This window comes from Thermosynechococcus sp. NK55a, assembly GCF_000505665.1.
Lineage (GTDB): Bacteria > Cyanobacteriota > Cyanobacteriia > Thermosynechococcales > Thermosynechococcaceae > Thermosynechococcus.
On the sequence record NC_023033.1, the window covers coordinates 518,081 to 542,919 of the forward strand.

Here is a 24,839-nt window from a genome sequence, read left to right on the forward strand (position 1 = left end):
TGCGGGGGGTAGGCACATTAGGTGCTTATAGCGCCGCGGCATCGAGAACACCAATCGTTTGATTGTAGATGGCTTGGGCTTCTTCGGGGGTGTTGCCAATACTGACAAGTCCAAGCTTACCAAATTCCGAAAGTGCCCCCATGAGGTGAAAGACGGTGCCCGTTTCGGTACTGGAGTCAAAGTGCAAATGGTAGCGAGCAATCATATCCAAGAGATCATTGGGCAAGAGGCCGCGATAGTGGGGCTGGCAGAGGTTATCGGAGGCAATGTAATACTTAGGACGGCGGTGCTTGCTGTAAAACAGTCCAGAGGCTAGCTCATAGTGGCCATCGGTGAGGAATTTTAAGGTCATAAAGGGGTGCGTAGTACCGCCTTTGCGCAGGTTAATTTCAATGGCATAAAGCTCCCAGCCTGCTGTTGTCTGGGTTGCAACAACGTCCACACCAAAACAGCCGATCACTCCCTGCTGTGCCAAGTACGTCCCTACTTTTTGCCCCAGTTGTTGCAGTTGCTGGCGATAGTCGGCATGGGCAGGAAATTCACAGCCAATAAAAATTTGACCTGTGGGGGCATTGAGTAACTGTTCATGGGTCGAAACAATTTCAACACTGCCTTTGGGGGTAATACACCCTTGGACACTGGGCGATCGCTTGACTGTCCCTTCAACAAAGGCTTCGACAATCCCCCCCAGATCTGTAAACCGCTGCCGATAGGAGGCCCAAGTTTCATTGGGAGCTTGAAAGACCATGTCCTCTAGGCTATTCTCAATCCGCTGGAGATGCTCGGGGGTATGCGGGCTGCCCAAGGGGCGCAGGGGGCGGAGGTCGAGAAGAGCATTGCCTTCTCCAGAAAAGGCTGCGTTGAGTTTCACCACCAGCCGTTGAAGGTCAGGGCATTTTTCCTGTAGATGAGCGATCGCCCGCACCAGTTCTGGCACCCCCTGCAAAAAGCCACTGCCAATCGGGTGGAGGATTCCCGCCGCTGCAAACAGTTCTCGGCTGCCGGCCTTGGTTCCCCAATAAAGGAGATCCGGATCCGTAGAGTAGAGGGGAACGCCTAAGCGTACCGCCAGTTCCCGCTCCAAAGGGGTGGAGTTAAAACACACCATGTAGGCTTGGTTGGGACGCAGGGCTTGACGAATACGCTCCAAGAGGCGAGGTCGCTCTAAAATTTTTGCGGTGAGGGGTTTATCGGAGCGATCGTAGGTGGCCAGCAAGAGCAGGCGATCGCGGGCATGGGAACTGGGCACCCCCGGCAGTAAATCTAAGTAGTAATCCACAATACTGGGATGCAGGGGCTGGGATGTGACATAGATCATGCGGGTACGCGGATTGCGCAACTGGATCAGCGTATAAAGCTGCCGCTCCTCGTAGTGGGTGTAGCCTGTGATCTTGCCTAGCTCCGGTTGGGGAAAACTGAGGGAAGGCACCACCACAATATCGCGCTCAATGCCGCCGGGGCCTCTGGGCAGTTCCGGGATAAAGGTTTCTGTTCCGTCCCAGCACTCCAAGAGCCGCGTTTGCAGTTGGCGGAACTCCTCGGCGATCGACATCTCTACCTTTCCAGACTATTTTCCCTAGTGTAGAAAGTGCGGGGTCTCTCTCGGATCATTTGACCCCCTTTTTCAAACTTTCTTCACTGAGAAATCAAATTTTCTTGGTGAACATAGCGTGCGCCGGCAAAGACCTCACGGGTGCTGCGGCTATACCAATTGCGAAATGAGGGCCGCTTGAGAATGGGGCGCGTCCAGTGACTCCCCCCCTTGAGGACAAAATGCTCACCATCAAAGTAGGGGGCAGAATAACCACGGTAGGGATAGCTCTGGAAGCCCGGATAGGGGGCAAAGGGACTTTGGGTCCACTCCCAAACGTAGCCCCGATTCAAGAGTCCCTGCTGGGCAGCAATTTCCCATTCCCGTTCACTGGGTAAACGTTTGCCTTGGGAATGGCCATAGGCTTCTGCTTCGTAGAAACTGAGTCCCCACATGGGGAGATCCAAGTTCTCAGGGATGGGGTAAAACGGTGCGGTAATTTTTTCTGCTTCGCGCCATTCCCAGCCACTGCTGGACCACCATTCCCGCTGCTGGTAACCACCCCGTTCAACAAAGGCGAGAAATTCCCGCCACGTCACCGGTGCTGCATCAATCCTAAAGGGGAGTGTTTCGACCCACTGGCTGGGCTGTTCGTTATCTAGAGCCAAAAGGTCTGCACTGCCAATGGCATACCGGCCAGCGGCAATCCGTTGGTGTTCCTGTGGCAGCGATAGGCTAGGGGGTAACGTGGCAAAGATTCCCTGCATCGCCAGCACCATTTGCATTGTTTCACTGTGCTGAGCTTCATGCTGCAAAATCCACCACCAGAGACGAGCTTCCTGTTGCCATTGCGTGTCGCTCAGGCAGTGGAAGCGATCGCCCGTACGTTGGCGAATCTCTGCGAGGTACTCCAGTAATTGGCGTCGTGGTGGCAAGTGCTGTCGCTCCACCTTAGGTCGGCCATCGGCGGCATACCAATAGCGATCGCGATCTCTGAAACCGGAATCTTCAGGTAATAGCCAAAAGGCCTCAGTATAACCAATGTGTCCCAAATGCCACCCCACGGGACTATAGAGGGGATGGGGCTGAGCACAAAGAATTACCTCGCTCAACTGGGCAACTAATTGGAGCGTAAATTGCCGCTGGTTTTGAAAGGCTTGCCAAAAAACTTCGCGATCAAAGGCATGCCAGCGGGTCGAGGTCTCAGAAGGCGTAAATTTCTGGTTCACTGTGCAAACTCAGCAACAGCAATTTATTTTCTGGTAAAGGATACCACTCCGCTTGAGTATCTACGGGTTCTGAGGTGAGTTGAATCTTCTCGGCATCCTGACTCCAGTACAGGGTGGGGGGTGGTGTGCCCTGGGAGCAGCGGCTGGCGAGAATATACAAACCATCGGTGAGAATCATGGCGGCACTGACACGGGTAGACGCTGCCTGCGCTAGGGAAAAGACGATTTGCAGTGTTTGCCGCAGAACCATCACCGGTGACAATTGCGGATTCAACACCAATTCATTGCAAAAGAGGGCAAAGAGATGTTCAGAATCCGTCGAGCCTTCAACAATGTTGTAACAAATATCCGACAGGCGATCGCGCATTGGGCGGTGGAGGGTTTGGCGAAAGTTGTCGATAAAGCCATTGTGCATCCCCAGCCAGCGTCCCCAGCGAAAGGGTTGGGTATTCGTCATCTGCACCGCTTGCCCCGGTGTGGCACTGCGGACATTGGCCAAAAAACAGGCAGATTCAATGTAGCGGCTTAAATGCTCAGTAAAGTTGATATCATGCCACATGGGTATTGTTTGCCGATACAGAAAGGGGGGCACATCTTGGTGGGCAGCATACCAGCCCACCCCAAAGCCATCTGCATTCAAGAGTCCCGCTGTCATTTCGCGGGGTTGGTAACTTTGTACCAACAGGGAATGGGGAGCATCCACTAGGGCATGGGCAAGGGAGGTTTTGCGCCCCATATAGGCATAAAGACGACACATAGGAACATACGAATTTGTAAAATACCCTACCCACGATTCTAACTTTCAGCAAAGGATTTTTCGGGGAGCGATACCCAGTTTGAGGGCCGGCAGTAAAGCTTGCTAAAGTGTAGAGAAAAAAGGCTATCTGCAATCAATGAACCCGACGGACTCCCTAGAGGATGATTTTCCCGACATCGAAGCCCTTGTGCCCCCTGAGAAAAGCCAAAGCGTGGGGCGATCGCAAATTCAGCGTACCCTCGTCATTACGGAAACAGCCTTCCTGGCTAGTACCGCTGCCCTGCTCTGGGTGGTTAACTTTTATTTACCCGCTGGCCCAGTCCTGCGCCTGTTTTTTCCGATTCCCATTGCGTTGGTTTACTTACGCTGGAACCGCCGCGCCGCGTGGATGGCGGCCATTGTGAGTGCGTTGCTCCTTTCCGTTTTGATGGGGCCACCCCGCAGTCTGCAATTTCTCTTGCCCCACGGCATTATGGGGGTCATTTTTGGCGGCTGCTGGGCAAAAAAAGCGGGCTGGGGACGCTCCATCCTCAGTGGGGCAGTGATTGGCACTGCAGGATTTTTCTTTCAGATTAGTCTTGTGTCCATTCTCCTGGGGGAAAACCTCTGGGTTTACTTCAATCGGCAGGTCACGAATTTTATTGATTGGGTACTGGTCAATCTAAATTTGCTGCTGGAGCCAACGGTGACCTTGATCCAAGTCGTGGCACTACTGCTGGTCTTTTTCCAGTCCACGGTTTATGCCTTAGTCGTGCACATTTTGGCATGGACACTGTTGGAGCGATTGGGCAATCCCATTCCGGATCCACCGCCGTGGCTGCGCACCATCCTTGAAGAGCCTCGCTAAATCCTCTCGAGACAGCGGCGCTGATAGAGAGCTTGGGGGGTCGCACTGCCGGTACAAAATAGCACGGTTTTCAATTCCTCAAGGATAAAGTCAATGCGTTGAGCCAGTGCTTCCTCTGATTGATGGGCTGCCTGCAAAAGGGGGCGAGCTAAACCGGCAAGACCTGCACCAAGGGCCAAGGCTTTGGCTACATCAATGCCATTTTTCAGTCCACCGGAGGCAATCAGGGGCGTATCTGGTAGGGCAGTGTGAATTTGCTCAAGGCAGCGAGCCGTAGGAATACCCCATTCAGCAAAGGTGTCTCCGAGAAACTGTTGACGGGCATCTTGGGCACGCGCTGCTTCCACTTTTGCCCAAGAGGTTCCCCCTGCCCCCGCCACATCAATGGCCGCTACACCCACATCCACCAATTGCTTGGCTACATCAGCACTGATACCATTGCCCACTTCCTTGACAATCACGGGCACAGGTAGGGAACGACAAAGGACGCCAATTTTCGTTAACAATCCCTTAAAGTTGCGATCGCCCCCCGTTTGCACGGCCTCTTGCAGCGGATTCAAGTGCAAAATCAGGGCATTCGCTTCTAAGAGGTCAATAATTTTTTGGCATTCACTAACGCCACAGCCATAGTTCAACTGCACTGCGCCAAGATTGGCCAACAGAGGAATGGTGGGTGCCTCCCTGCGAATCGCAAACGTGGTTGCCACCTCCGGATGCTCCAGCAGCACCCGTTGGGAGCCCACACCCATGACAATTTCCTTTTGCTGCGCCACCCGTGCTAAACGGCGATTGATTTCTCCTGCTTGGGGTGTGCCACCGGTCATGGAGGAAATCAGCAGGGGTGCTGCCAGCCGCCAGCCAAGAAACTCAACCCTCAGATCAATCTCGGCAAAGTCCAGTTCGGGCAGGGCACAATGGCGAAAGCGATACTTCTCGAAACCCGTGGTGACTTCTTGATGGCTGACATCACTTTGAATACAAAGCTTGAGGTGCTCGGCCTTGCGCTGCTCAATGGGACTGTTCACCAGTAATGTTCCTAAGTTGGGCTGCACCAACATTATAGGGGCAAGGTCTCCAAGGCTTTTTGAGCAGCTACTCACCTACATGACCAACACTCATGACCAACATTAGCGTCGAACCCCAGGCAGCCTGAAGCCCGATGCCAACAATTTCAGGCCATTGGCTGCCACATCGCGGTAGCGTAATTGGCCACAGAAAATTTGCCCCATCCGCTGTCGAGCACTTAAACGCTTGACGGCGAGTTCATAGGCAGTGCGGGGCATCCGATAAAAAAGGGTGGAGAGCCGCTTTGCCCAGATCATATCGGCGCCCCATTCCTGCTGTACTTGCTGTGAGTAATTGGCAAGGGCTTCTGGATCTCCACTGAGGGCGCGATCGATGGCGTGGGCAGCCAACATCCCAGTCAACAGAGAGGGGCGAATGCCCTCGGCAGTAAATGGATCAACGACACAGGCAGCTTCGCCAGCCAGGAGGGCATTTTGGGTATGCAGGCGTTGGTGCTGCTGCCAACAGTAGAGAGGGTGGCCATAGACCTTGACTTGATTGAAATCAACTCCAAAGGTTTCAGCATACTCTGCCCCGATCGCCCGCAGGTTTTGCTTACGCCCCAAGGCCACTGTGCCTACCCCAATAGAGTAGCCATCGCGTTTAGGAAAGTTCCAAATATAGCCATTGTGGAGGCGACCAAAGTCAAAGTGGGCTGCCGTGAGGGAATGATCAGGCATCGCTGCTTCAATCTCAATCGCTGCTCCCACCCGCTGCTGACGACCCCTAAATCCGAGCCACTTGGCCATCGAGCCTTTGGCACCGTCACAGCCAATCAGGTACTGGGCTGTAAAATCCCCTGAGGGGGTGTGTACCTGCCAGCGATCGCCCCCCCATGTCAGACCCGTTACGGGGGTTTGAGGGCGCAACTCTGCTCCCTGTCGCTGGGCCTGTTGAATTAAGAAGTAGTCAAAAACATCGCGGCGCACCATCCACATTGGCTGCTCTGGTGGAAACTCCAGAAGTTGAGCCTCTTCCCCCTGCCATGTACAGACCATTTGCGTCACTTTCAAAGAGATGGCCGGACTAAAGTCAAAGTCAAACCAGGATTGCACTTGGGGCGACACACCACCCCCACAGGGCTTATAGCGCGGCAGCGCCTCCTTTTCCAGCACCAAAACCCGTCGCCCCCGCTTTGCCAAGTGATAGGCAGCCGCACCCCCTGCAGGCCCTGAACCAACAACAATGCAATCGTACACCTGCAATAGCTTCCTTTAGTGATCCTGGCTTCAAACAGATTCTAACTCAAAAGTTCCTAGGAAACGCTGATCTGGCTCGATTGGTAGTCCGGGGGTTCAACGTGGATGACGATGCGAGCAGGTCCGTAGCGCTCCTGCAGCAGGGCTTCAATTTGCTCAGTAATGTCATGGGCCGTGGGAATATCTTCCGCCTCCACGATTAAGTGCATCTCAATAAATACTTGCCGCCCCACCATCCCCCGTGAGCTAATGTCGTGGCAATTAACTACACCGGGTACGGTCATCACTAGCTCATGGATGGCTTCGGGAGCGATCGCCACCGCATCCACCAGCCAAGGAATGTTACCTTTGAGAACTTCCCACGCACTCCAAAACACAAGAGCAGCCACCGGAAATGCCAGCACCACATCCAACCAATCCCAGTTGAAGGTCCAGACGCCAATCAGCCCTAAAAGCACAATGACGGTTGTCCACACATCGCTCAGGGTATGCTTGGCGTCGGCAATTAAAACAGAATTTTTCAGCCGATGCCCCATATGGTGCTCATAGAGGGTAAGGCCAATATTGATGCCGAGAACCAAGATCACAATCCAGAGTTCTACCCCTGTAATTGTTACAGTATGGGTTTGATGTAAAAGGCGTTCAACGGCACTTTGTAAAATCTCAAAGCAGACCATGCCCAAAAAGGCAGCAATCCCCACTGCACCGAGGGCTTCAAACTTTTGGTGACCGTAGGGATGATCGCGATCAGGGTGGGGATTCGCCCACTGCATAGCCACTAAGCCCAAGATACTGCTAGCGGCATCGGTCAGACTGTGTAGAGCATCGGCTTGTAAACTCAAGGACTGACTGAGAACCCCAACAACAGCCTTGATGACGGTCAGGGCGACATTTACCCCTAGCGCCAAGAACAATACCCGCTGGGCTTGTCGGCGACGGTCGGCCATAGTCATCACCAAACTCTAAGGATGGGCGGGCTGAGCAGGGAGTGCCGATTGAGTATTGCGCCGCTCCGCTAGGATGCGTTCATTGAGAACCGCTAGCGCCCGCATAAATTGGGGATCGCGATCAGTGGCAATGTCATCGCGCGTGAGTTGCTGCCGCTGCTGCTCCGTGAGCGTGACTTCAACATCGGGTTCAATGCCCTTCTTGTTAATATCACGGCCACTGGGGGTAAAGTATTTGGCGATCGTCACCGCAATCCCTGCCCCTTCTCCCACCGGCTGGACCGACTGCACCAAGCCCTTACCAAAGGTGCGCGTTCCCACCAATACAGCACGGCCATTGTCCTGTAGGGCACCCGCGAGGATTTCGCTGGCACTGGCAGACCCGCCATCAATGAGTACCACCAGGGGCTTATTGGTGAGGAAGCCGCGACCAGCGCGTAAGCGTTCTGCTTCCCCTTGGCGATTGACCGTAGAGACAATATCCCCCTGCTTTAGAAACATGCGGGCAATTTCAGCACTGGCAAAGAGGAGGCCGCCCGGATTGGAGCGTAAATCTAGAACATAGCCTTCAACACCTTGCTTTTCTAACTCACGGATAGCTGTGCGCATTTCCGCTGCTGCATTAGAGCTAAAGGTAACCAGGCGAATATAGCCCACCCGTCCTTGGGGAGTTTGGCGCAGGCTGTAGCGCACAGGATGAATTTCAATACGGGCACGGGTAATCTCATAGTTCAAGATTTGATCGCCCCGCCGGATCGTCAGGCGCACTTTTGTATTCACAGGTCCACGGATCATGCCAACTGCTTGGTTGAGATCCATGCCCTTAGTGGATTTGCCGTCAATTTTTAGGATCACATCCTTAGCCATTAAGCCCATCTCAGCGGCTGGACTCCCTTCAATGGGAGAAACCACCGTGATCTCTTTTGTCTTTTCGTCCTGGGTAATTGTGATACCTACCCCCGTGAGTTCACCAGAGGTTTCAATTTGCATGGATCGAAATTGCTCGGGATCCATAAAACGGGTATAGGGATCATTGAGCTTTTCTAGCATTTCCCGCGCCGCTTTGTAGGCCTCTTCGGGTTTGGTATAGTTGCGGGAGAGAAATTCCCGCCGCACCGCACGCCAATCATTGCCATTGAAGGTGGCATCAACGTATTCACGGTCAATGACCTGCCACACTTCATCCACCAGTTCCTTCGGACTTTGGCGAAAACCCGCTAGGCTACGGGACCAGTGAAGACCCGCACCCGTGACCGCAACCAATGCCGTCATGACCACTGTCGTACTGACAACGAGCGTGCGGTGTGTGATTCCCATATGATTCGTCCTAAATTTTCAACCCTTTAGCCTACGCCCAATCTAGCACAAAGACTGGCCTTGGCTGTGGGCGATCGCCAGCTCAAGCTAATTTGAAGAACGTTACTTCCTGTCAAAAAGTTCCTAGCCGCCAAATTGCCGCCGCACACAATAGTTTACACTCTCATCTAAGACACGCTGCGCCTGCCGCTGGCGACGGGACTGGGGTTGGCCACCATTGGGATCAAGGTCTTGAAAATCGGCGTAGCTCAACCGCTCCTGAATATAGTTGATGGAGCACTGACAAATGTTACTCATCACCGAGCGAGCTAAAATGGGCGCCGATCGCCGGCCACGCTCAATGCAGGTATCCATAAAACTATTCACAGCCACTTGGGGGTAGGGTTGGGGAATGGCGCGTGCTAGCAGTGTCAGGCTAGTGGCTAAGCCGCTACTCATTAAAATCAAAGAGAATAGTTTCATAAAATAGACGCTTACACTAAAACATCCTTGTTATACCTGAGGACGCCCTTTTTCATGCAAAAAGTTTCAACCACTAAAGGCGCTATCATAGGCTGCATTGGACCCCACTAGCATCGAGCCAATCCCTGAATCGGTAAAAATCTCCAGCAACAGGGCGTGGGGCACTCGGCCATCAATAATGTGTGCTGCTTTCACGCCTTGAGCGAGCGATCGCACGCAACAGGTGACTTTGGGAATCATCCCCCCCGAGACAACCCCCTCTTTAATCAGTTGCCGCGCTTCAGCAATGTCAAGGCGATAAATAAGGGTACTGGGGTCGCGATAATCCCGTAAAATGCCGGCGGTGTCCGTCAGTAAAATCAGCTTCTCAGCCCCCAAGGCCGCTGCAATCTCGCCAGCAACCGTATCGGCATTGATGTTGTAGGCTTGCCCAGTATCATCGGCAGCCACACTGGAGATGACAGGAATATACCCTTTCTCCACCAGTGCTGTAATCACACGGGTATCCACCCCCTGCACTTCACCCACAAAGCCAATGCTATCTTCCCCTTTGGCACGGGCACGAATCAGGTTGCCATCTTTCCCACACAGCCCCACCGCTTGCCCGCCCGCCTGATTGATCAGGGTCACAATTTCTTTGTTGACGCGGCCCACCAAGACCATCTCCACCACATCCATCGTCGCGGCATCGGTGACGCGCAGCCCATTTTTGAATTGCGGTTCAATGTTGAGCTTGGCGAGCCAAGTATTGATCTCTGGGCCACCCCCATGAACCACCACAGGGCGAATCCCCACATAGGAGAGAAAGACAATATCGCGAATCACGGAATCTTTGAGCTGCTCTTCCTTCATGGCGGCGCCGCCGTATTTGACGACAAAGGTGCGCCCAGCAAAGGCTTGGAGATAGGGAAGGGCTTCACTGAGAACACGAACGCGATCGCTATCGCTGAGCATAGTCTTCTCTCTTGTCAGTCTAAAAATCTAAACAGGGATCAATGGGGGGCTTGGCAGAGGGGGGCTCCTTCTCAGCGGCGATCGCCAAACGGGCGGCCAACACTGCCGCATAGTCGCGAATCAGGGACCAAATCAGGGGAGCCAGCCAGCCCCGCAGCATCACTGAGCAGGAAATCTGACTGCCACAGACCGTCGATTCTAAACGATAGGTCACCCGTTCCTCTACTCCCGGCAAAACCAAAATGCGAATACTCAACAGTTTCCCTGGTGATACCCGTTCGACAAAAATCTGAATCGGCCAAGGAATCCAACGGGTCATTGCTTGGAAAATAAACCCCGGCTTAGGTACAAGTCCGTAGGGCACATTCGTGCGCAAAATCAAGGGATGCCACGACACATCAGCCAAATTCACCACTTTGCGCCAGATCAAATCCACCGATGCAGAGCTGAGGGCCTGATAGGTGCCTGCCAACGGCCAACTATAGGTCATTTGTTGTTTTTTCTTTGGTTGACGACGGCGATCGGCCACAGTTTTGCTACCCTGATATTCCTGAGGAGTTGGACACCAAGAAAGAATCAATAATCGTCTGATTATTGAGCTAAGAGCCTTATCTATATTAGAACGGAATTTTCCGAGCAGGAGTTTCGTAACCCTGTGTAACAATTATTTTTCTAAACGCACGGCGTACCACTGGAGGTAGCCACCATTGGCCAATGGCAGTTCACAAGCCGTTGTCATGAGGTACTGGGCACGACTTTCCACATCAGGCAAGGCCAGGAGATCTGGTGCGAGGGAAACCTCTGTTTCTGTCAAGTACTCAATCAGCTTGGCCTGTAGCTCCATGGGGGTGAGAAAGGTCTCATCGCTGGTAGTGGATTCAAGGACAACGTACATTTCTTCAGTGAACATGGCGCATGTGACTAGCTTTGATGACATTGACATTCTTCGATCTGTTGACTAAGTTTTGCTCCCCTTACTGGGGTGGCAGCGCAAACATTTGTACAGCATAGACCTTGTCCCCTACGGAATTCAAAGCAATGCCAAAACCAAAACGGGTAAATTCAGGCCGAAGGATATTTTGGCGGTGCCCTTCACTATCCATCCAACCTTTGTGGCAGCGCTCAATTAGCTGATAGTGGAGCACCAATCCGGGGGTGCCCTTCTGCTGCATGATATTTTCACCGCCGCCACCGCGACCCCCTAGGGCGATAAAGCCATCCATTGGCGATTGTCCCTCAAAATTGGTATGGCTAAAGTATTGGCATTTGAGCATATCTTCGGCTGTTGTGCTGCCTCTGCAAGTACCTGATCGGCAACAAGGGGCGGCAGTCCATTGAGCTGGCGATCGCGATTCACCCGCCGACGGTCAGCCATGGCCAAGAAGCTTGTTGATGTGTGGCCGGTATAGGCGAGCAAGTGCGGAATCCCCCACATCTTTTCGTATTGCCCTGAGACACTGCTGCAGAGTATCGTGAACATTGGCTTGCAGTCTGCGAAGTTTGCAGTTCCTCAATTCTGATCTCCAAGTTATTAAAGGATAGCCACCGATGGCAAAGTTAGTTGCATTTCATGAAGAGTCCCGGCGATCGCTCGAACGCGGAATTAATGCCCTTGCCGATGCCGTGAAAATTACCCTTGGCCCCAAAGGGCGCAATGTGGTGCTCGAGAAAAAGTATGGTGCACCGCAAATTGTCAACGATGGCGTGACGATCGCCAAAGAAATCGAACTGGAAGATGCCTACGAAAATACTGGTGCTCAACTCATGCGGGAAGTAGCCGCCAAAACCAATGATGTGGTTGGGGATGGCACAACCACCGCAACCGTCCTTGCCCAAGCCCTGATCCGGGAAGGTCTCAAAAACGTGGCTGCCGGTGCCAACCCCATTGCTCTTAAGCGGGGCATGGAAAAAGCCATCAAAACAATTGTGGATGCCATTGCCGAAGTAGCCAAACCTGTTGAGGGGGAAATGATTGCCCAAGTGGCAACCGTTTCTGCCGGCAACGACCCCGAAGTGGGGGCAATGATTAGTGAAGCCATGGCCAAGGTGGGCAAAGATGGCGTGATCACCATTGAAGAATCGAAATCCCTGAATACAGAAATGGAAATTGTTGAGGGGATGCAGTTTGATCGCGGCTACATCTCCCCCTACTTTGTCACCGATCCAGAGCGGATGATTGTCCAACTCAACAATGCTTATCTGCTCCTGACGGACAAAAAAATTACGAGCATCCAAGACCTAATTCCCACCCTAGAAAGGGTGGCTCGCAGTGGTCGTCCCCTCGTGATTATTGCCGAAGACGTGGAAGGAGAAGCCCTGGCCACACTGGTGGTCAATAAACTGCGGGGCGTCCTCAATGTGGTCGCTGTTAAGGCTCCAGCCTTTGGCGAACGCCGTAAAGCCATGCTCGAAGACATTGCCATTCTCACGGGTGGTCAAGTCATTTCTGAAGAAGTTGGTCTGACCCTAGAGGATGTGGAACTCACAATGCTGGGGGAAGCCTCTTCTGTCACCGTCACCAAAGACACGACAACCCTTGTGTCGGAGAAGGGCAATAAAGCCGATATTCAAAAGCGGGTCGAACAGCTCAAGAAGCAGTTAGCTGAGACCGACTCCGAATACGACAAAGAAAAGCTACAGGAGCGGATTGCCAAGCTCGTGGGCGGTGTGGCTGTGATCAAAGTAGGTGCCGCCACCGAAACAGAATTGAAGGATCGCAAACTCCGCTTGGAAGATGCCCTCAATGCTACAAAAGCAGCAGTGGCTGAAGGGATTGTCCCTGGCGGTGGCGTGACGTTGCTCCACTTGGCCAGTCGCATTGACGCACTGCTGCCTCGCCTTAGTCCTGAGGAACAAACGGGTGCGCGCATCGTCGCCAGTGCCTTGGCGGCGCCAGTGGCTCAAATTGCTGACAATGCTGGTGCCGAAGGAGCCGTTGTCGTCGAAAATGTCCGTGCTGGTGACTTTAACTATGGCTTTAATGCCGCAACCGGCACCTATGAAGATCTGGTCAGTGCAGGTATTATTGACCCGGCCAAAGTGGTACGCTCTGCCCTGCAAAATGCAGGTTCGATCGCTGGCATGGTACTGACCACAGAAGCCCTGGTGGTCGAAAAACCGGAACCTAAACCCGCAGCCCCCGCTAATGGCGGTATGGGGGGCATGGGCGGCATGATGTAGGCTACCTGCCCTCATACTTTCCTATTTTCCTATTTTCTCTCCTCTCTAACTGGGGGGAGAGTTTTTGATGCGTAGCTAAAATTGCAGGGCGTTCTGGGTTACTTGGGCGATCGCCTGATCGGTGGCCTTAGGTAGATGGTAATACTTACCCCCCGCTTGCCGTGCCAATTCCTTGCCCATCCCTGTGGAGACAAACTTATTCTCAGTATCAATTACCAAGAGCTTTAGACCCAGGGCTTGAATCTTGGCGGCAATTTCCAGTACCTCGGCTTTGACATCCGGCTTGGTCTGCGGCGGTATGGTTTCCCCAAGGGAACGACTCAAGGGGACATTCCCCCGACCATCGGTGATAGCCACAATCATCACTTGACCAATTTCACCGCTTTGCCGGGCATTCAAGCCCACCCGTACCGCTTGGGTTAGGCCATGGGCAAGGGGAGAGCCACCCCCACAGGGCAGCGTTTCCAGGCGGCGCCGCGCTGCTTCAATGGAGCGAGTGGGGGGTAGGAGCACCTCTGCCTGTTCACCGCGAAAGGGAATGAGAGCCACCATATCACGATTTTGATAGGCTTGGGTCAAAAGGCGGAGGACGGCTCCTTTGGCGGAGTTCATGCGGTTCAGCGCCATCGACCCAGAGGCATCCACAACAAAGATAATCAAGGCACCTGCTTTGCGCACTAGGCGTTTGATCCGCAGATCACTGTTTTCAACAATGACACGGCGTTGGGGTTGACGTAGGCGACGGGATTTTTGGTAGGGAGCCGCGCTGCGCAGGGTGGCATCCACGGCAATTCGACCCCCTCGACCACGGGGCAAAATGGGGCGGATATAGCGACCGCGATCTTGGGAGTAAATGAGGCTGCGACTCCCCGATTTCCCTTGACGTTGGGTCAATTGGGCAAAGTAGAGCACTGACTCATCCAAGACCGTGCCATCGGCTTCAAAGACAAATTCTTCAGGAATGGCTGGAGTCTCCTGCTGCTCTTCCGGTGGCGTCTCTGACTCCTCGGGTTCTGCTTCGGGGTCAGACTGCTGATTTTCTGGGGGGGTGGCGGTGGCTGCTCCGGCGGCGGTTCCACTTGAGTGGCTCGCGGCACAATTACCAATTCCACAGCGCGGCGTAGGTCCTCGGCATTCACTTCACTGCGACCATTAAGGGCAGCGTGGGCTTTGGCCACCCGCACCGCAAAGAGTTCTGCCCGATGACCCTGCACACCGCCTCGGAGGGCTTCGGTGACGAGATAGGCAATTTGCTGTCGTTGAATTTTCACCTCCTTGAGCCATTCCCGCGCCAGAATAATTTGGGTGCGCAGATCTTCTAGCTCAGTCTCGTATTGCTGCAAAAAGGCTTGGGGGGAATCAGCAAATTGGGTGGCATGATCCACCGCTGCAACCCGCTCATCCAAGCCCAGCACCTGATCCGCTGACAGAGCGATCGCAAACCGATCCAGCAGATGGGGCGGCACCTCCCCTTCTTCGGGGTTAAACGTGGCAATTAAAAGGGGACGACAGGGATGATCTAGACTAATCCCCTCCCGTTCGATTTGGTTGCGCCCAGCACTGAGGACCGCCATCAGCACGTTGGCCAATTGCTCATCCAGTAGATTAATTTCATCCACATAGAGCACTCCCCGGTGGGCCGCTGCCAGTAGGCCGGGCTGAAAGACCGCTTCCCCCCGCTGCACCGATTGACTCACATCCACGGCCCCCAAGAGGCGATCCTCCGTTACCCCTAGGGGAATTTGCACAAAGGGGGCTGGAATAACTTTGGTTTTCAACTCCACATGGGGATGGCTTTGCCGCCAAGCCTGCAAGCGGCTATCCCACTCTTGAGGGCGTTCCGGGTCGGGGTTGGCAATGATCGGTACGGGAATTTCCCCCTGATCAATGACTTCAATGGGGGGCAATAGGGCATGAATTCCCCGCGCCAGCACGGATTTGGCAGTACCGCGCCGCCCCGCAATGATCACTCCCCCCAAACCGGGATCAACGGCGGCCAACAGCAATGCTAGCTTAATAGCCTCTTGACCAACGATGGCAGTGATGGGAAAGGGGGCGATCGCGAGCGTCATTGAATCCTTTTGGGTAAACACTAGTCATCATTCCTATCTTACCGAGGGCAGAAACGCTTTCTCGCCTCCTTGGCTAGACTGGAGTGAGAAACCCATGGGGAAGCCTACTCATGAAATACCTTGGGCAGACAATTGCGGCTGTGACCCTGTTGAGCCTGACCCCTTTGACTGCCCTGGCACGTCCCCTTGCCTGTCGCTCCTACGAGAGGACGTTTCTAGCCACGCAGACCCGCAGCTATTGGGTGAATATCTGTGGGGGCGATCGCCCCGCCTACTATATGGCACGACACAAGCAGGATGCGCGCCTATCGATTCGTCTGCCCCTGCGGGATTGGAGTCCTCAAGGGGACTATTTTGAAGCAGTTAATGGCGAGTACACGTATCTATTGACCAAAACACCCCGGGGGATGTTTTTGACCGTCAATCGCGGTACCTATGAATTGCTGCGCGAACCTGTTTTGCAGCCATGGTAAACAAAGGCACCCAATTCGCTAAAGTACCCGGAGGGGGAATTTCACGGGAAATGTTAGAATCAGTTCTTGTTAGCTGAGGCCGCTCTATGGCAGAAGAGATTTTCAATACTGCGGTAATTACGTTTACGCTGGTTCTGGTGGGTTTAGGTGCAGGCTACCTGCTGTTGCGCTTGACCCCAGACGATTAAGCAAAATGCCCCTAGCCGGCAAAGAGCACGAGCCACAGGGGCAATAAAAGAATTAAGACAAAGAGACTGGTCAAAATTAAGCTAGCGGCAAAGGCGCGATCTAAGTGATAAACATCGGCTAAGACCAGCGTCATAAAGGCAGGGGGCATCCCTGCTTGGAGTACTATTCCTAGGCGGGGCGGACCCGTAACCCCCATCAAGGTTAACCCTATCCCCAGCAGCAGCGGCACCAACAGCATCTTGATGCTCAGACAGGGAATAATTCGCTGCCATTGGAGCTTGAGGGGGGCTTCCCCAAGGCAGATGCCCATATAGATGAGTCCAGCAATCACCATGAACCATGCCAAGGTCAACAGTCCCTGCTGGGCGATCGCCGGTAGGGGATGTTGTCGTAGCAGCAGTCCGACGCCGACACACCAGAGGGTTGGATTACGGCCAATGTGCCACAGCAGTTTTGGGATGGAAATTGCGCGATCGCCAAAACTGGCCGCCACGCCAATGCCAGCACTATAGGAAATGAGGAGTGTTCCCATCAGATCAAAAAACAACGCCCAGCTAAAGTGATGCGGCCCCAACAGTCGCCAAGTCATCGGAAAACCAATAAAACCCGTGTTGCCCACCATGGTCGCCAAGAGAAAACTGCCCTGCTCCTGCCGAGTGTGAGCAGGATATTGCTGCAACCACAGCCACGCCAAACCGCCGCCGATTCCCATCCCTAGCCACGCCAACAGGGGAGCGAATGTGCTGTGACCCGCAATTTTGGTTGTGAGAATAAAACTCAATGCCGTTAGGGGCGTCCCCACCCAGAATAGCCCTTGCGCCAGCCAAGCCCCTGTCTTTGGTGGCAAAAAGCGGCTACTGCCATAACCAATCCCCATGCATAGAAAGACTAATCCGTACAGTTCAGCGAGGGTTGGCAGTAGGGTAAGGAGAATTTTCACGGGAAAAGGACAGGCCTTGGGACAGGAATTCGGGCTTGACTTTGGCCAAAAAGACCAGCAGTGAAGCCGTAACCACTCCCTCCAAGATAGCAAGGGGCAGATGGGCAATCACGATTGCAGTAATGGCTAACCATTCCCGCTGTTGATCCAAGGTTGCTGGCAAGCTAAGGACAACCACTGCGCTAAAGAGGAAAACCGCCAACAACACTGCCCCGCTGCCCAAAAGAAACCCCAGGAGCGATCGCCCCCTGGGTGGACAGCGATGCCACACCCCCCGAAAAACAGCCGCCGCCAGCAGTGCTGGTATCCCCATGATCAGAGCATTGAGGCCAAGGGTGGTCAGGCCACCATGGCCAAACATGACTGCCTGTAGAAATAACCCCACCACCACAGCAATCATTGCCCCTTCCCCCAAAAGCACCCCCAAGCTGCCAAGGAATAGGGGATGGACACTGGCGGGGGGCACTGGAATATAGACAGCGGAAGCCGTGAAAAAAGCGGCTGTCAACAGGGCCAAGCGGGGGACGATCGCCAGCGTGTCCACCGTCGCCCGCTGCAAACGGCGGCAAGCCCCCCAGAGAAGGCCTCCACTAACGGCGTAGCCCAATCCGCACCACAGAGGCGGAACTAAACCATCGGGGATGTGCATTACTCCACCTGTACTCGCCGTCGTGACCACGCAAAGCAAGCAGTGCCAATGGCACCCCACAGCACCGCCAAGACCATGACGGTGATTTGCGCAGGGGTGTATTGACTCAGGGAAACGGTTGCTGGCACCTTTGGAGCAACCGCAATCGCTGCTGCCGTTGTTGTTTGCCCCTGCGGCGCGACCGCAATGGTCAGCAATCCCCCATGACCGGCTTGGCGTACCTGTACCTGCCACTGACCGGGGCGATCCGGGACAAACTGAAATTCCCCTTGGGCATTGGTGGTACCACTGATAACGGCTGTTTGGGGGCGATCGGGGGCAAAGACTTGCACCCTAGCATCTGCCAGCGGTTGACCACTGTCGTACCTCGCTGTAATGCGAATGACCTGTTGGGGTTCGTAGTGCAAATCCACCCCATGGGCAAGGGCTTTGGGAACCACAAATCCGAGGATGGCACCGCTCACTAAAATGGTCTTCATAAGGAAACCTCCCGACAGTGACCTTCACCCACATGCCCCAGACTCCCGAGGGCTTTGCGCAGTGTTTCCACCTCTTGGGGGCTGAGTCTTTGCTGTAATCCTGCCCAATCAACCCTGACTCCCTCAGGGGTAGCGATCGCGGCAAAGGGGTCAAAACCCACCGCATCTCGATTGATCTCTGTGCTTGGTGGTTCAGCCCCATCCCCAAAAAGATGATCAAAGTGCAGTGTGATCTCTACATCAGCAGTGCTATTGGCTGCCACAATCCCCTTGCGCTGATCGCCAATGTAGTCGCCACAAACAAATGCCAAGGGCTGATCCAACCTAATGTTAAAGGGCACCCTGACACCGCCTCGTTGTGCTGTGCCCACCAGTTGTAAGCTGGGTGGAACAGTCTGCCACTGCAGGGCATTGAAGTGACCCACTGCCGCCACAGCACTGCCCCCCAGGGGACGCTCATCCCCCACCAAATCCACCGTCACTGGATCGCTAAAGACAACCGTGACTTCACTTTTGGGGCGATCGCCCCCCTCAGGATCGAAGGGGGGATTAGTTTGATAGGCAGTCACCCTTCCTAAGGTTAAATACACATGGTCAAACTGAAGCTGCCAGCCATCTTTGGTTGTCCATCCCGTTTGCAAGCGTTCTTCGCCATTGGCATAGAGCTGCAAAGTCCCCTTTTGTGAGGCTGGGGCACAACTTGCCAGTAGTGCTGTACTTAAAATGATGACCGTCCCTAAACGTTGGTACAAATTCATTTGTTTGCTCACCCCGAAAAAGCCCCAGAAAGAGCACCTCTGTAGCCAGTGGCAAAAGCCGTAAAGACCCCTTTCCTACCTTAGAAGGCGCGGCATCGGTTCTACAATGCACCAGAGGGGGATAGCGTGACGGTATAGTGTCTTTACAGAACGGGATTTGATGGAGCAGAAAATGAAACAGGTCTGGGGTTGGTTAGGACTTGTCCTACTGTTGTGGGGACTGTGGACCGCACCGAGTTGGGCGGGGTTACAAGACGATCGCTACGATGGGAATATCTTTGCTCTTTATGCTGGCAATGGCTCCTTGGTGCCCCCCAAAGTGACCCTCGAGAAATCGCGCCAGAGCGATCGCGCCACGTTGCTGCTGTTTTATGTCAACGATAGCCGCGACTGCAAGCAGTTTGCCTCCACCATTTCCCAGTTGCAAGGCTACTATGGTCGCGCCACGGATTTTATCGCCATTGATGTGGATGCCTTGCCCTTTGGGGCGCAGTTCTCCCCCAATGAAGCGGGCTACTACTACAAAGGCCGGGTGCCGCAAACCCTGATTTTTGATCGTCAAGGGCAATTGCGGCAGGAATTTATCGGTACCGTGCCCTTTGAAACCCTCGATGACACCTTGCGGGAAGTCTTTGACCTGCTGCCGCGCTCTCAATCTTTGGAACTGCGGCCGCACCCTGTAAATGAAATTAATGTGGAACTGGCGCCCCCCACACCCCTTCAAGGGCAGAATCCGTCCAAAGGAGCGCTACAGTAAAAGTGAGCCTTGCAGCGAGGTCAACCATGGAATTATCCACACTACAAGAACGTCTGGCCATTGTTTTAGCGAAGCGAGAGAGCCTTAAAAAGCTTTTGGAACTCCCCGGTAATGGCACCCTCAGGATTGACATTGAATCCGCCCTCGCGGAACTGGATGAATTGATGAGCGACTTCAAGCGCACCTTTCCTGACCTCGACATTTCTACCTAGGAGGTTCACGATGGTGGAGATGACTAGTCGTTGGGTCAAGGTCGTCAATGGCGAGCTGCTGATTGATGCCTACTTAGCAGAGCCAGTGGCTGCCGGCCGCTATCCAGCAGTGATTGTCTTTCAGGAAATTTTTGGCGTCAATGCCCATATCCGCGATGTGACCGAACGCATTGCCCGCGAAGGCTATGTGGCGATCGCCCCCGCCCTTTACCAACGCTTTGCCCCCGGCTTTGAAACGGGCTACACTGCGGCTGATATTGATTTGGGGCGACAGTACAAAAACCAAACCAAAGCCGAGGAACTCCTCAGTGACACCCAAGCCACCATTGCCTATCTGCGTGGCCTCGAAAAGGTGGATAGAGATGCCATTGGTACGATTGGCTTTTGCTTTGGGGGGCATGTGGCCTATCTGGTGGCCCAGTTGCCGGACATTAAAGCCACGGCCTCATTCTACGGTGCTGGGATTACAACCATGACCCCCGGCGGTGGCCTACCCACGATTGAAATTACACCCAAAATTCGCGGTACGCTCTATGCCTTCTTTGGCGATCGCGACCAAAGTATTCCCATGGAGCAGGTGAAACAAATTGAAACAGCGCTGCGCCACCATGGCATTCGCCACCACATCTTCATCTATCCTGCGGATCATGGCTTTTTCTGCGATCAACGGGAGAGCTACGATGCAGCAGCAGCGCGGGATGCCTGGGAACAGGTGAAAGAACTCTTCAACACCGTCCTACGGCAGCAATCGCGACAATGAAAGTCCTTTTCACAAGGATGCAACATGCTCAACACTCTGAAAGCCACCCTCAGAGAGGCTCAAAGCTCCTTGACATCCCCTGTGTTGTCGAAGAGGGCTGTGTTACCTCATCTTTACAGAACCTTTACAGAACCTTTACTTTGATGTCGTTGTTTGATGTAGTTGCAGCAGCATGGGTTCAATACAAAGGGCTATAGTATAAATAATTAAGTTGGGTTCGGCACTGTTCCCCCTTACCTAAACAATACCAAAGACATTTGTCAAAATTTAAGATTTTTTACAAAAATCTTCATCCCCACTGTTGCTGTCTATGACTACTCCTACCCACAAAGTCCTACTGAAGCAGGGAGCTCTTGTTCTCAAACAGTGTAAAAAAGCGCTTTTTGAAGGGAATATGGCTGTGCTTCAGCAGCAGGCACGCATTTTACAAGTCGCAGCAGTGGCATCACGACAAACGCTGATTGAGGCAGAAGCTCGACTCTTGGAGCAGGCGGCCCAGCAAAATCAACCCCGCCGGGCGGCGGAAATTCTCATGAAAATCAAGGAGTGTTTGGTTGCCCTAGCGGGAGATCGGCGTGATTTTGAGAGCCTGCCGGGCGTGACAGCAGAGACTGAGGCACATCCGAAAAAGCCCGCCGCTGCCCAGCGTCCCCATGATGACAGCTACACGAAGCGCTTGGGGAACTATCTCGTCGAGGCAGAATTGGTGACACCGGCGCAAATTGAAGTCGCCTTAGCAGATCAGCGAGCCACAGGGGCAAGACTTGGCGATATTTTGGTGGCACGGGGATGGGTACGCAGGGGCACAATTGAGTTCATCATGGAGCGGGTGATTTTGCCTGATCGCCGTCGTCAGGAGGCAGAAGCCGCCTCCTCGCCATCAACTTCTCCAGCGGCTCAATCACCTCGGACACCCCCTGCCAATACATCATCAGTGCATGAGCGAGCAACCTTCATTGATAGCGGCTATTGAGGTTTTCTGTTAAGGAGATACCCTGTGGCGATCGCGTATTCTCCGAAGGTTTTGGCACGGGCCGATCGCGCCCTGCGCTGTAGTCCCTTTTTGCCGCCCTTGTTTCAAACAATGCAGCAGCGGAGTGTAGCGCTTTTAGAAATTGCTGGAGCGGCGGGTCTCAAATCCGGATTCACGCGATCGCCTTTGCCCGCGCTCGTAGCAGAAGCAGAATTGGACTGGTTGATCCGCGTCGGTTTACTGCGCCGCGAAGTAGACGGCCAAGGCCTCACCGATCGCTACCGCCTCACTCCCTTGGGGCAACAGTTAATTCAAAACTATCGCCAACCCACATGGTCGGCCTCTTGGGGCGATCGCTGGCGCAATCAACTCAGCCGCTGGTGGGGAATGTAACGGTTCTGTAACGACCTGTAACGCATCGGTGATTTTCGCTACCATGCTCTATGAGTGCCGTTAGCAAAAGCGAGACGCAGCTTTTTATGGTCAATACCGTCGCCAAACCACAGTTTGAAGAACTGCGGCCGGGTATCAAAGCCCCTGCCAAAGAAACCATCCTCACGCCCCGCTTCTACACCACCGACTTTGAAGCGATGGCCAACATGGATATTACTGAAAACAAAGCAGAACTTGAGGCCATCCTTGAGGAATTCCGCTGCGACTACAACCGCCACCATTTTGTGCGGGACGAAGAATTTGAACAGTCTTGGGATCACATTGATGGCGAAACTCGCCAGTTATTCATTGAATTTTTGGAGCGCTCCTGCACAGCCGAATTTTCTGGCTTTCTCCTCTACAAAGAACTCAGCCGCAAGCTCAAGGATCGCAACCCCCTACTGGCGGAGTGCTTTGCCCTTATGTCTCGCGATGAAGCCCGCCACGCTGGGTTCCTCAACAAAGCCATGGCTGACTTTAACCTGTCCTTGGATTTGGGCTTTTTGACCCAGCACCGCAGCTACACCTACTTTGAACCGGAATTCATCTTCTACGCTACCTACCTCTCTGAGAAGATTGGCTACTGGCGCTACATTACGATTTACCGCCATCTGGAGAAGCACCCCGAACATCGCATCTATCCCATCTTCCGCTTCTTTGAAAACTGGTGCCAAGACGAAAACCGCCACGGTGACTTTTTTGATGCCGTGATGCGTTCCCAACCGCAAATGCTGGATCGGCCACGCACCTTCTGGCAAAAGATTAAGGAAATCCCCCTCTCCCTCTCTGGTCAGAAATGGGCACGCTACTTCATGGTCTGCTGGCTACCACCAAAACTGTGGTGCCGCTTCTTCCTGCTGTCGGTCTTTGCCACAATGTATCTCAACGATTTGCAGCGGTCGAAGTTCTATGCTGCTATTGGCTTGGATGCCCGCGAGTACGATCGCGAGGTCATTGCCAAAACCAATGAAACCGCAGGCCGTGTTTTCCCGGTGATTCTCGATGTCGATCATCCAGAATTTTATCAGCGGTTAGAGCGGTGTGTCGAAAACAACGCTAAGCTCACAGAAATTGCCAAGCAAAACGGGGGCTTCCTCAAGAAACTTCCCCTTTATCTGTCAAATCTGTGGCAGATGATCAAGTTATTCTTAATCCCCACCAAGGAACCGACACCAGTTACTGTGCGTTAATTTCTTCCCTTGGTTAGAAATTAGTGTGATCTCCATGGGTTGAGTCTGCGGACTCAACTTTTTTTATTTTTCCTACGATTGATATCCGTATTATTACGGAGTATTGCGGGAGTATGAAAAGAATCTAAAAGCAGTTTTGACCACTGGGGATCGCTAAAACTCACTTCCTAGGCCCCTTTGACCCTGTGATCGCTGAAAAAGTCCCTGAGGACAATTTCATAGGATGGAAGGTAGAGAGTCTAAAGATTTTACTTCGGAGTTGATCCCCGCGATGGATAGCCCAATTGTCACTCCCACAACTTGCCGCTTTTGTCGCTTTTATTATTCCGAAGGGCGACGCGGTGGTACCTGCGAAAAACTGAATGTGCCAGTGCGGGGATTTTGGCGGGCCTGTCCCTTGGGGGCAGCCATCCCTGCCCGTGGGAATGAGCCAGCGATCGCCGCCAGACCATCAACCACTGCTAGGCCGTTGAGTGCGTTCGTATTTTTCTCTGGGGATGATCCCGAAGCCATTGCGTAACCTCAGCAAGGGTCGGTTGACCCGCGATCGCTCCCCGTTTGGTCGTCACTAGGGCCCCCACCACCGTGGCAAATTCTAAACAGGCCGCTTGCCATTCGGGATCACGGTAGGTTTCTGGAGTGCCCTGCCATAATTGGGCAATCCAACCCGCAACAAAGCCATCACCGGCACCAGTGGTATCCACAACTGACATCGAGGGGGGTTCTAATTCCCCTTGATTTTCGTGCCAAAAGTAGCGAATAGCTTGATCCCCGTCAGTAATGACCACCCCATGGTCAGGCGCCCTCCCCCAAAGTGCACGGTAAACAACTTGGGGATCACTGTCAGAGAAAAATAATTCCGCCTCCTCCTTGGCAAGTTTTAGGAAATGCGCCTGTGCCAGAAAAGGACAAATGCGCTCAGGAGCAACCCTTGGATCAGGCCAAAAGATCGGTCGCCAATTGGCATCAATGAGAACCAAGGCACCTTTTTGCCGCAGTCGTTGCACCAGATGGTCAATGGTCGTGGCGGTGGGTTCACTGGCGAGTCCGAGCGTCCCAGTGACAAAAAATCGTGCCCCAGTCAGTAAGGATGGGGAGACCTGCTGGCCGCAGAACTGCATATCCGCAAAGACAGAGGTTCCCGCTGGCGCAAACCCGACAAACCGGCGATCGCCCCCCACCAATTGAACCCGCACTTGCCGCGTCGGCAGCCCAGCTACCCGCTCAACCGCTTCGATATTGACGCCCAAGGCGGCCAATTCGGCACAGGCTCGCTGGCCCAAGGCATCCTCTCCCACAGCTCCTAAAAAGGCCGCACTCACTCCCAACTTCACTAAACCACAGGCAACATTAGCCGGGGCACCCCCCAGAAAACATTGGGGGGGAGCGGGGGGGAGTTCTAAACAATCAAAGAGAACTTCGCCAGCACAGAGGACAGTTGGTTGGGACATTGCTAATGATTCGCTA

General features: G+C 53.7%; 29 protein-coding genes and 1 pseudogene. 10 read left to right on the top strand and 20 right to left on the bottom strand.

Annotated features, from left to right (window positions below):
• Positions 1-25: 25 nt before the first annotated feature.
• From NK55_RS02480 to egtC, 3 genes are all read right to left on the bottom strand, one after another.
• The gene (locus NK55_RS02480) at positions 26-1,552 is read right to left on the bottom strand and encodes a peptide ligase PGM1-related protein (RefSeq protein ID WP_024124259.1); all 1,527 of its coding nucleotides are present in this window, start codon (positions 1,550-1,552) and stop codon (positions 26-28) included.
• An 83-nt stretch (positions 1,553-1,635) separates the two neighbouring features.
• Positions 1,636-2,760 carry an SUMF1/EgtB/PvdO family nonheme iron enzyme gene (locus tag NK55_RS02485; protein WP_024124260.1) on the bottom strand — a complete coding sequence of 375 codons (1,125 nt, stop codon included), beginning with the start codon at positions 2,758-2,760 and terminating at the stop codon, positions 1,636-1,638.
• A complete protein-coding gene (gene egtC / locus NK55_RS02490; protein ID WP_024124261.1) occupies positions 2,735-3,517 on the bottom strand; it encodes an ergothioneine biosynthesis protein EgtC in 783 nt (260 codons plus the stop codon). The genes NK55_RS02485 and egtC overlap by 26 nt, the downstream gene beginning before the upstream one ends.
• 136 nt (positions 3,518-3,653) lie before the next feature.
• On the opposite strand from egtC, the gene NK55_RS02495 reads away from it, so the two are divergent.
• The gene (locus tag NK55_RS02495) at positions 3,654-4,364 is read left to right on the top strand and encodes a DUF2232 domain-containing protein (RefSeq protein WP_024124262.1); all 711 of its coding nucleotides are present in this window, start codon (positions 3,654-3,656) and stop codon (positions 4,362-4,364) included.
• Here NK55_RS02495 and fni read toward each other — a convergent pair.
• The 10 genes from fni to NK55_RS13405 all read right to left on the bottom strand — a co-directional run bounded on the left by fni (position 4,361) and on the right by NK55_RS13405 (position 11,683).
• The gene (fni, locus tag NK55_RS02500; RefSeq protein ID WP_024124263.1) at positions 4,361-5,422 is read right to left on the bottom strand and encodes a type 2 isopentenyl-diphosphate Delta-isomerase; all 1,062 of its coding nucleotides are present in this window, start codon (positions 5,420-5,422) and stop codon (positions 4,361-4,363) included. The two genes, NK55_RS02495 and fni, sit on opposite strands and share 4 nt — an antisense overlap.
• Before the next feature lie 69 nt (positions 5,423-5,491).
• On the bottom strand, positions 5,492-6,628 hold the full coding sequence (locus NK55_RS02505) for a geranylgeranyl reductase family protein (RefSeq protein ID WP_024124264.1): 1,137 nt from the start codon (positions 6,626-6,628) through the stop codon (positions 5,492-5,494).
• A gap of 56 nt (positions 6,629-6,684) precedes the next feature.
• Entirely contained in the window at positions 6,685-7,575 is an 891-nt protein-coding gene (locus NK55_RS02510) for a cation diffusion facilitator family transporter (RefSeq protein ID WP_041428995.1), read from the bottom strand.
• A gap of 15 nt (positions 7,576-7,590) precedes the next feature.
• Positions 7,591-8,892: a carboxyl-terminal processing protease CtpC gene (gene ctpC, locus NK55_RS02515; RefSeq protein ID WP_024124266.1), complete on the bottom strand. Its 1,302-nt coding sequence runs from the start codon at positions 8,890-8,892 to the stop codon at positions 7,591-7,593.
• Between the two features lie 123 nt (positions 8,893-9,015).
• Positions 9,016-9,354, bottom strand: coding sequence for a hypothetical protein (locus NK55_RS02520; RefSeq protein ID WP_024124267.1), 339 nt, complete (start codon positions 9,352-9,354; stop codon positions 9,016-9,018).
• A 66-nt stretch (positions 9,355-9,420) separates the two neighbouring features.
• On the bottom strand, positions 9,421-10,308 hold the full coding sequence (gene argB / locus NK55_RS02525) for an acetylglutamate kinase (protein WP_024124268.1): 888 nt from the start codon (positions 10,306-10,308) through the stop codon (positions 9,421-9,423).
• 19 nt (positions 10,309-10,327) lie between these two features.
• Positions 10,328-10,798 (bottom strand): hypothetical protein, encoded by a 471-nt coding sequence (locus NK55_RS02530; protein ID WP_051372760.1) that lies wholly within the window; start codon positions 10,796-10,798, stop codon positions 10,328-10,330.
• Between the two features lie 174 nt (positions 10,799-10,972).
• Positions 10,973-11,218 carry a chlororespiratory reduction protein 7 gene (locus tag NK55_RS02535; protein WP_024124270.1) on the bottom strand — a complete coding sequence of 82 codons (246 nt, stop codon included), beginning with the start codon at positions 11,216-11,218 and terminating at the stop codon, positions 10,973-10,975.
• Between the two features lie 64 nt (positions 11,219-11,282).
• A complete protein-coding gene (locus NK55_RS02540; RefSeq protein ID WP_051372761.1) occupies positions 11,283-11,531 on the bottom strand; it encodes a CAP domain-containing protein in 249 nt (82 codons plus the stop codon).
• Positions 11,510-11,683: a CAP domain-containing protein gene (locus tag NK55_RS13405; RefSeq protein ID WP_162147156.1), complete on the bottom strand. Its 174-nt coding sequence runs from the start codon at positions 11,681-11,683 to the stop codon at positions 11,510-11,512. Before NK55_RS13405 ends, NK55_RS02540 begins: the two co-directional genes overlap by 22 nt.
• A 173-nt stretch (positions 11,684-11,856) precedes the next feature.
• Between NK55_RS13405 and groL the strand changes: the two genes are divergently transcribed.
• Positions 11,857-13,488 carry a chaperonin GroEL gene (gene groL / locus NK55_RS02545; protein WP_024124271.1) on the top strand — a complete coding sequence of 544 codons (1,632 nt, stop codon included), beginning with the start codon at positions 11,857-11,859 and terminating at the stop codon, positions 13,486-13,488.
• 75 nt (positions 13,489-13,563) lie between these two features.
• Here the strand turns inward: groL and bchD are convergent.
• Positions 13,564-15,560, bottom strand: a pseudogene (gene bchD / locus NK55_RS02550) (magnesium chelatase ATPase subunit D).
• 110 nt (positions 15,561-15,670) lie between these two features.
• Between bchD and NK55_RS02555 the strand changes: the two are divergent.
• On the top strand, positions 15,671-16,033 hold the full coding sequence (locus NK55_RS02555) for a hypothetical protein (RefSeq protein ID WP_024124272.1): 363 nt from the start codon (positions 15,671-15,673) through the stop codon (positions 16,031-16,033).
• Between the two features lie 86 nt (positions 16,034-16,119).
• Entirely contained in the window at positions 16,120-16,221 is a 102-nt protein-coding gene (petM, locus tag NK55_RS02560; RefSeq protein ID WP_011057256.1) for a cytochrome b6-f complex subunit PetM, read from the top strand.
• An 11-nt stretch (positions 16,222-16,232) separates the two neighbouring features.
• Here the strand turns inward: petM and NK55_RS02565 are convergent, their stop codons facing one another.
• From NK55_RS02565 to NK55_RS02580, 4 genes are read right to left on the bottom strand one after another with little or no spacing between them, the layout of a single operon-like run.
• Positions 16,233-17,162, bottom strand: coding sequence for an AEC family transporter (locus NK55_RS02565; protein ID WP_024124273.1), 930 nt, complete (start codon positions 17,160-17,162; stop codon positions 16,233-16,235).
• A complete protein-coding gene (cbiM, locus tag NK55_RS02570) occupies positions 17,125-17,811 on the bottom strand; it encodes a cobalt transporter CbiM (RefSeq protein ID WP_024124274.1) in 687 nt (228 codons plus the stop codon). The genes NK55_RS02565 and cbiM overlap by 38 nt, the downstream gene beginning before the upstream one ends.
• Entirely contained in the window at positions 17,811-18,290 is a 480-nt protein-coding gene (locus tag NK55_RS02575; protein WP_024124275.1) for a carboxypeptidase regulatory-like domain-containing protein, read from the bottom strand. The genes cbiM and NK55_RS02575 overlap by 1 nt, the downstream gene beginning before the upstream one ends.
• Positions 18,287-19,048 carry a hypothetical protein gene (locus NK55_RS02580; protein ID WP_024124276.1) on the bottom strand — a complete coding sequence of 254 codons (762 nt, stop codon included), beginning with the start codon at positions 19,046-19,048 and terminating at the stop codon, positions 18,287-18,289. The genes NK55_RS02575 and NK55_RS02580 overlap by 4 nt, the downstream gene beginning before the upstream one ends.
• A 172-nt stretch (positions 19,049-19,220) precedes the next feature.
• Between NK55_RS02580 and NK55_RS02585 the strand changes: the two genes are divergently transcribed.
• The 6 genes from NK55_RS02585 to acsF all read left to right on the top strand — a co-directional run bounded on the left by NK55_RS02585 (position 19,221) and on the right by acsF (position 23,372).
• The gene (locus NK55_RS02585) at positions 19,221-19,805 is read left to right on the top strand and encodes a thylakoid membrane photosystem I accumulation factor (RefSeq protein ID WP_024124277.1); all 585 of its coding nucleotides are present in this window, start codon (positions 19,221-19,223) and stop codon (positions 19,803-19,805) included.
• Between the two features lie 26 nt (positions 19,806-19,831).
• Positions 19,832-20,017, top strand: a complete 186-nt coding sequence (locus NK55_RS02590) for a hypothetical protein (protein ID WP_024124278.1) — start codon at positions 19,832-19,834, stop codon at positions 20,015-20,017.
• 10 nt (positions 20,018-20,027) lie between these two features.
• Positions 20,028-20,777 carry a dienelactone hydrolase family protein gene (locus tag NK55_RS02595; protein ID WP_024124279.1) on the top strand — a complete coding sequence of 250 codons (750 nt, stop codon included), beginning with the start codon at positions 20,028-20,030 and terminating at the stop codon, positions 20,775-20,777.
• Between the two features lie 394 nt (positions 20,778-21,171).
• Positions 21,172-21,750, top strand: a complete 579-nt coding sequence (locus NK55_RS02600) for a hypothetical protein (protein ID WP_041429005.1) — start codon at positions 21,172-21,174, stop codon at positions 21,748-21,750.
• Between the two features lie 24 nt (positions 21,751-21,774).
• Entirely contained in the window at positions 21,775-22,143 is a 369-nt protein-coding gene (locus NK55_RS02605; RefSeq protein WP_024124281.1) for an Npun_F0494 family protein, read from the top strand.
• An 86-nt stretch (positions 22,144-22,229) separates the two neighbouring features.
• Positions 22,230-23,372, top strand: coding sequence for a magnesium-protoporphyrin IX monomethyl ester (oxidative) cyclase (gene acsF, locus NK55_RS02610; protein WP_041429009.1), 1,143 nt, complete (start codon positions 22,230-22,232; stop codon positions 23,370-23,372).
• A gap of 321 nt (positions 23,373-23,693) precedes the next feature.
• On the opposite strand, the gene NK55_RS13410 is transcribed toward acsF, so the two are convergent.
• A complete protein-coding gene (locus NK55_RS13410; RefSeq protein ID WP_162147164.1) occupies positions 23,694-23,831 on the bottom strand; it encodes a hypothetical protein in 138 nt (45 codons plus the stop codon).
• Between the two features lie 2 nt (positions 23,832-23,833).
• Complete coding sequence (locus tag NK55_RS02615; RefSeq protein ID WP_024124284.1) at positions 23,834-24,823, bottom strand: carbohydrate kinase; 990 nt, start codon at positions 24,821-24,823, stop codon at positions 23,834-23,836.
• Positions 24,824-24,839: the final 16 nt, after the last annotated feature.